Annotated in this window: 8 protein-coding genes; all 8 read left to right on the top strand. The window is 68.4% G+C overall.

The window, feature by feature from the left end; all coding sequences use genetic code 11:
* Positions 1–318: 318 nt before the first annotated feature.
* The 8 genes from M6E97_RS10435 to M6E97_RS10400 are packed head-to-tail and all read left to right on the top strand — an operon-like array spanning position 319 to position 6,503.
* Positions 319–1,530 carry a PepSY-associated TM helix domain-containing protein gene (locus M6E97_RS10435; RefSeq protein WP_034005088.1) on the top strand — a complete coding sequence of 404 codons (1,212 nt, stop codon included), beginning with the start codon at positions 319–321 and terminating at the stop codon, positions 1,528–1,530.
* Entirely contained in the window at positions 1,527–2,066 is a 540-nt protein-coding gene (locus M6E97_RS10430; protein ID WP_003089621.1) for a hypothetical protein, read from the top strand. Before M6E97_RS10435 ends, M6E97_RS10430 begins: the two co-directional genes overlap by 4 nt.
* Complete coding sequence (locus M6E97_RS10425) at positions 2,063–2,392, top strand: hypothetical protein (RefSeq protein WP_003089624.1); 330 nt, start codon at positions 2,063–2,065, stop codon at positions 2,390–2,392. Before M6E97_RS10430 ends, M6E97_RS10425 begins: the two co-directional genes overlap by 4 nt.
* Complete coding sequence (locus M6E97_RS10420) at positions 2,389–2,949, top strand: DUF6162 family protein (protein ID WP_003089625.1); 561 nt, start codon at positions 2,389–2,391, stop codon at positions 2,947–2,949. Before M6E97_RS10425 ends, M6E97_RS10420 begins: the two co-directional genes overlap by 4 nt.
* Before the next feature lie 32 nt (positions 2,950–2,981).
* Positions 2,982–3,935, top strand: a complete 954-nt coding sequence (locus M6E97_RS10415) for a metal ABC transporter substrate-binding protein (RefSeq protein WP_003113055.1) — start codon at positions 2,982–2,984, stop codon at positions 3,933–3,935.
* A complete protein-coding gene (locus M6E97_RS10410; RefSeq protein WP_003106905.1) occupies positions 3,932–4,687 on the top strand; it encodes a metal ABC transporter ATP-binding protein in 756 nt (251 codons plus the stop codon). Before M6E97_RS10415 ends, M6E97_RS10410 begins: the two co-directional genes overlap by 4 nt.
* Positions 4,684–5,589 carry a metal ABC transporter permease gene (locus M6E97_RS10405; RefSeq protein WP_003106903.1) on the top strand — a complete coding sequence of 302 codons (906 nt, stop codon included), beginning with the start codon at positions 4,684–4,686 and terminating at the stop codon, positions 5,587–5,589. Before M6E97_RS10410 ends, M6E97_RS10405 begins: the two co-directional genes overlap by 4 nt.
* Positions 5,586–6,503, top strand: coding sequence for a metal ABC transporter solute-binding protein, Zn/Mn family (locus M6E97_RS10400; RefSeq protein WP_003111290.1), 918 nt, complete (start codon positions 5,586–5,588; stop codon positions 6,501–6,503). Before M6E97_RS10405 ends, M6E97_RS10400 begins: the two co-directional genes overlap by 4 nt.
* The last annotated feature ends 60 nt before the right edge of the window (positions 6,504–6,563 follow it).

Genomic DNA, 6,563 nt, shown 5'->3' with positions numbered 1-6,563 from the left:
CGGTCTTCTTCCGTGCACATGGGCAACGAGCGCGGGGCTCGGTCATTCATGTGAAACGGACGACACATCGTGAAAATTAACCGGACAGCGACTTCCGGTCGCACCTTGGCCGATCGGTTTTTTTGCATAGCCATCAGGCGTTTACGGAAGCCCTCAGACAAGCCGCCGGCGCCAGGCTGAAAGCAACTGCGAAACATTTGCTTTCATCTTCCCCTTCAGGTTCTACCGGCCTCATTCGTCCTATATGGATGAACGGGGCGCATCCAGTCCCCGCAACCCATGGTCGGTGCCCACGACCCCTAACCTACCGTTAGCCTCATGTCGAAAAAGTCCCGCTCCAGACTCTGGTTCCTCGTCCACAGCTGGCTGGCCCTGCCCATCTGGTTCTTCGTCCTGATCGTCTGCGTCACCGGCACCCTGGCGGTGGTCAGCCAGGAGATCGTCTGGCTGGCCAACCCGGAAATCCGTGCCAGCAAGCCAAGCGACTCCGCCGAACCGCTGAGCTACAGCCAGGTCCTCGCCAGCATCAATCAGACCCGGCCCGAGCTGAAGGTCGAATCGATCGAACGCCCCGACGAATCCCACTTCGCCCTGACCGTGGATGTCAGCTATCCCGACGGCAGCAGCGCTGCGCTCTACGTGAATCCCTACACAGGTACCATCCAGGGCAAGAGCCCGCACTTCGATTTCCGCCAGTTCACCCGTGCCTTGCACGGCTGGTGGCTGGCTCCGTTCAACAATGGCTACAGTTGGGGCTGGTACCTGGTTTCGTTGCTCGGCCTGCCGATGTTGGCCTCGCTGGTCACCGGTCTGGTGGTCTATAAACGATTCTGGAAGGGTTTCTTCAGACCACGCCTGCGCATCAGCCAGGGCGCGCGCATCTTCTGGGGCGATTTCCACCGCCTGAGCGGCATCTGGTCGATCTGGTTCATCGCCGTGATCTCCATCACCGGCACCTGGTTCCTGATCCAGGCGATCCTCGCCGACAATCACATCACTCTCTCCAGCGAAGGCCCGCCGCCGGTCATCGCCCGCAGCGAGGTGCCGCTCTCGCCTTCCGGCCAGCCGGCTGTGCAGATCGACCTCGACGAGGCCGTGCGCATCGCCACTCGGGACATTTCCGGCTTGGAAGCCAGCGGGCTGTTCCTCCCCGGCAACGCCTACAGCCCGCTCTATGTCTATGGCCGCGGCTGGTACCCGCTGATGTACCAGTCGGCAGCGATCAATCCCTACAACGGCAGGATCGAGTCTTCCCGCCTGCTCGGCGACCGCACCCCGCTGGAGTTCGTCACCGAATCCATGCGTCCCCTGCACACCGGCGATTTCGGCGGTATCTGGGTCAAGCTGATCTGGTTCGTCTTCGGCCTGCTGCTGAGCATGATGGTGCTCAGCGGCCTGCTGATCTGGAGCAAGCGCACCGCACAGGCCACCGCCGCGCTGGTCAAGCGCGGCAAGCGCCCGGCGCGCCAGCCGAAACCGGCCAAGCCGGCGCCGGTAATGGCCAACCAGACCGCGGAGGGACAGCCATGAGCAAGGCCGCCGTTGCCCAGCCCGTTTCGCCGCTGCGCCAGTTCTGGCTGCGCTGGCGTTTCCACCTGAACGTTCTGCTGATCCTGATCCCACTCGGTTTCATGCCGCGTTATTTCGCCGACGTCGCACTGTTCCGCGGCACCAGCGGCCTCGGCGAACGAGAGGCGGGCGAGATCCAGGTCGGCCCCTGGAGCCTGCGCCTGGCGGAAATGCGTATCGAACCGCCGCACGACGAAGGCCCCGCCGGCTTCATGAAGGACTTCAATGCCGCCCTCTGCCAGGCCTGCATTCCCCAGGTCAAGGCGACCTACCTGCGCATCGGCAAGCCGCGCAGCCTGCGTGCCGCCGGGGTGATCTTCTTCGGCAGCCCCTACCGCATGGGCACCAGCGTGCCGATCCCGCCGCGCACCCGGCCCGACGCCGAGCTGTGGATCACCATGGAAGGCTGGGACGGCTCCATGCACCAGGCTTCCATTCCCCTGGCCGAGGCATCCCCCGCCACCGTGGCCTGGCTGAACAAACGAGGTAAGCAATGAGCATCCACACCCGCCCCTGGCGCCTGCCCCTGGCCGCCCTGTTGCTCGGCCTGAGCGGCGCGGCCCTGGCGCACAACCCGATCTGCGAATGCGAGGAAGTGCAGGCCGGCGAGATCCGCTGCAAGGGCGGTTTCTCCGACGGCAGCGGCGCCCCCGGCGTAACCCTCGACGTGATCGGCTACGACGAGCAGATCCTGGTTCCCGGCAAGCTCGGCGCCGACTCGACCCTGACCTTCAAGCGTCCCGACGGCGAGTTCTACGTGCTGTTCGACGCCGGCCCCGGCCACGTGGTGGAAATCGACCACGCCGACATCGCCGCGCCATGAGCGTCGAAACCGTCCGCCCGGCCGGCGCCGGCCACGAGACCCTCTACGTACTGCTCGGCAGCGTGCTGATCCTGGCCCTCGCCGCCACGGTGGTCGGGCTGCGCCAGCAGTCCCATGAAGCGCAAGCCCTGGACGCCCACCAGGTGGACGCCCGGCTCGACCTGAATGCCGCCGAACAGGGCATCTATGCCGACCTGCAGGTCGCCGCCGAAGACATCCAGGCGCGCCTGGACGACGGCGAAGCCGCGCCCTCCGTCGACGAACTGGCCGCCGAGGGCTTCCCGCCCTTCGTCGCCGACGTCGCCGCAAGCAGCCGCGGCGAGCACCGCTGGAGCCACGGCGAAACCGCCGGGCGTCCGAGCTACCTGGGCGTCAGCGGCAAGCCCGAGGTGGCCGGCTCGTTCCTCCTGCTGCTCGGCCCCGCCGAAGTCTGGCTGAAGCCCGCCGCGGCCGCTGCCGGCGCCGTACCGGGCGACGCCCGAGCCCTGGCCGACGCCGGCTGGCGCCAGGTGGTCAGCCGCTTCGACGCCGGCGTGACCCGTCAGCACCGCCATTGATCGCACATCGACTCCACAGAAGGCGTTTTTCCATGCTGTTCTCCCGTCGTTCATCCCGTCCGCGCGGCCTCGCCGCCCTCCTCCCGGGCCGTGCCCTGCTGGCCGCCCTGCTGCTGGCCCTGCTCGCCCCGCTGGCCCAGGCCGAAGACGGCAAGCGCCTGCGCATCGGCATCACCCTGCATCCCTACTACAGCTACGTGAGCAACATCGTCGGCGACAAGGCCGAGGTGGTGCCGCTGATCCCCGCCGGTTTCAACCCGCATGCCTACGAGCCGCGTGCCGAGGACATCAAGCGCATCGGCACGCTCGACGTGGTGGTGCTCAACGGCGTCGGCCACGACGATTTCGCCGAGCGCATGATCGCCTCCAGCGAAAAGCCCGGCATCCCGGTGATCGAGGCGAACGCCAAGGTGCCGCTGCTGGCCGCCACTGGCATGGCCGCGCGCGGCGCCGGCAAGGTGGTCAACCCGCACACCTTCCTGTCCATCAGCGCCTCGATCACCCAGGTCAACACCATCGCCCGCGAGCTGGGCAAGCTCGACCCGGCCAACGCCAAGGCCTACACCCGCAACGCCCGGGCCTACGCCAAGCGCCTGCGGGCCCTGCGCGCCGACGCCCTGGCGCGGCTGAACAAGGCCCCGGCCGCCGACTTCCGCGTCGCCACCATCCACGGCGCCTACGACTACCTGCTGCGCGAATTCGGCCTGGAAGTCACCGCCGTGGTCGAGCCGGCCCACGGCATCGAGCCGAGTCCGAGCCAGTTGAAGAAGACCATCGACCAGCTCAAGGCGCTGGACGTGAAGGTGATCTTCTCCGAGATCGACTTCCCCTCCACCTACGTCGAGACCATCCAGCGCGAGTCCGGGGTGAAGCTCTATTCGCTGTCGCACATTTCCTATGGCGACTACAGCGCCGGCAAGTACGAGGAAGAAATGGCGCGCAACCTCGACACCGTGGTCCGCGCCATCCAGGAGTCCGGCGCATGACCGTAGCCGAACGGCTTTGCGCCACACCTTGCGGGCCGGCCATCGAGTTCGCCGGGATCGACCTGAGCCTCGGCGGCAGCCGCATCCTCGATGGCGTGCGCCTGCGCGTCGAGGCCGGTAGCGTGCACGCGCTGGTCGGACCGAACGGCGGCGGCAAGAGTTCGCTGGTCAAGACCCTGCTCGGGCAGATGCCGCATCGCGGCGAGCTGCGCCTGGAGTGGCCCGGCGCGCCCGGCTGCATCGGCTACGTGCCGCAGGCGCTGGAGTTCGACCGCGGCCTGCCGCTCACCGTCGACGATTTCATGGCCGCCATGTGCCAGCGCCGTCCGGCCTTCCTCGGCCTGTCGCGCAGCCGGCGCCCGGCGATCGACGCGGCCCTGGAACGGGTCGGCATGCTGGCCAAGCGCGGTCGGCGCATGGGCGCCCTCTCCGGCGGCGAGCGCCAGCGCGTGCTGCTGGCCCAGGGCCTGGTACCGCCGCCGCAACTGCTGGTGCTGGACGAACCGATGTCGGCCCTCGACGAGGGCGGCATCCAGGTCTTCGAGCGGCTGCTGCTGGACTGGCGCCAGGCCGGCGTCACCGTGCTCTGGATCGAGCACGACCTGGAGGCCGTCGGCCGCCTCGCCGACCGGGTCAGCGGTCTCAACCGCCACCTGCTGTTCGACGGTCCGGCGGCCAGCAGCCTGACCCCGGAACGCCTGCTCACGCTGTTCTCCACCCAGCCCCGGAAGAACGCGGAGGCCAGCCGATGAACGACGCCTACGAACAACTGCGCCAGGCCGTCCAGGCCTGGGCCGCCGCCGGCTACCTGCCGGAGACCCTGGCCTACGGCTTCGTCGTCAACGCGCTCCTCGCCGGCCTGCTGATCGGCCCGGTGCTCGGCGGCCTCGGCACCCTGGTGGTGGTCAAGCGCTTCGCCTTCTTCTCCGAGGCGGTCGGCCACGCCGCGCTCACCGGCGTGGCCATCGGCATCCTCCTCGGCGAGCCCTACACCGGGCCCTACGGCAGCCTGTTCGGCTACTGCCTGCTGTTCGGCGTCCTGCTCAACTACCTGCGCAACCGTACCGGCCTGGCCCCGGACACCCTGATCGGGGTGTTCCTCTCGGTGTCCCTGGCGCTCGGCGCCAGCCTGTTGCTGGTGCTGGCGGGCAAGATCAACGTGCATATCCTCGAGAACGTGCTGTTCGGCTCGGTGCTGACCGTGAACGGCCATGACCTCGCGGTGCTGGCGGCGGTCGCCGTGCTGGTGCCGTGCCTGGCCCTGCCGCTGTACAACCGCATCATGCTAGCCAGCTTCAACCCGCAACTGGCGGCGGTGCGCGGGGTCGCGGTGAAGAGCCTGGACTACCTGTTCGTGGCCCTGGTGACCCTGGTCACCGTCGCCGCGGTGAAAGTGATCGGCGCGATCCTGGTCGGAGCCCTGCTAGTGATCCCGGCGGCGGCGGCGCGCCTGGTCAGCCAGTCGCTGAAAGGGTTCTTCTGGCTGGCGGTGCTGATCGCCACCGTCAGCACGCTGGCCGGTATCCTGTTGCCGATCATGTTCGACCTGCCGATTCCCTCCGGCGCCGCGATCATCCTGGTCGCCGGCCTGGCCTTCGGCCTCGCCGCCATCGCTCGCGGCTGCCTGCCGCACCTGAAAGGAACCCCCGGATGAACCTGAAACCCCATTGCCTCGCCCTGGCCCTGGCTTGCGCCGGACTCGCCGGCCCGCTCCCGGCCCTCGCCGCGACGCCGGCCGCGGCTCAGTCCGCGCAAGTCACGGTACTGGCCAGCCTGCCGGTCACCCACGCCCTCGCCGAACGCCTGCTGCGGGACACCGAGGTCAAGCTGCAACGGGTCGCCCCGGCCAACCTGCCGGCCAGCCGCCAGGCCTCGTTCTTCGCCGGGCGCGGCGCCGGCGGCCTGGCCAAGGCCGCCGGGCAGGCCGACGCGGTGATCGACCTGCGCTCGATCTGGAGCGACGACCCGCTCTACCCGCTGGCCCGCCGTAGCAATATCCGTATCGTCGAGATCGACGCCGCGCGTCCGGTGGATGGCGCCCTGCCCGGCATCGCCCTGCGCCCCGGCAGCGACCTGCATGCCTACCCCTGGCTCAACCCGACCAACCTGGGGCGCATGGCCGATGTCCTTGCCAGCGACCTGGAACGCCTGGCGCCCGGCGCCGCAGCGACCATCCAGGCCAACCTGGCGACACTGAAGAAGCAATTGCTGGAAGCGACCGCCAGTAACGAGACTCGCCTGGCGAAGGCCGACAACCTCAGCGTGATCAGCCTCTCCGAACGCCTCGGCTACCTGCTCGCCGGGCTCAACCTGGACCCGCTGGACGTGGAGATCCAGGCCGACGACGGCTGGACCGAGACCAATATCCAGGCTTTCGCCGAGGAGCTGAAGAGCGAGGACATCGCCCTGGTCCTGCACCATCGCCAGCCACCCAAGCCCCTCGCCGATGCCATCGCCGCCAGCGGCGCACGCCTGGTAGTGGTGGACACCGAGGCGGCGGACCCGGTGGCCGGCCTGGAAAGCGACATGAAAGCGATAGTCGAAGGGCTGCTGGCCGGTAAAGGCTGAGCCGCGCCTCGTAACGAAAAAGGCCGGGGAGCGCTGCTCCCCGGCCTTTTTTTCGTCGAC

It is taken from the genome of Pseudomonas sp. B111 (assembly GCF_026428275.1).
GTDB lineage: Bacteria > Pseudomonadota > Gammaproteobacteria > Pseudomonadales > Pseudomonadaceae > Pseudomonas > Pseudomonas aeruginosa.
The sequence above is the reverse complement of the archived record's forward strand: the minus strand, read 5'-3'. Positions and strand labels throughout refer to the sequence as shown.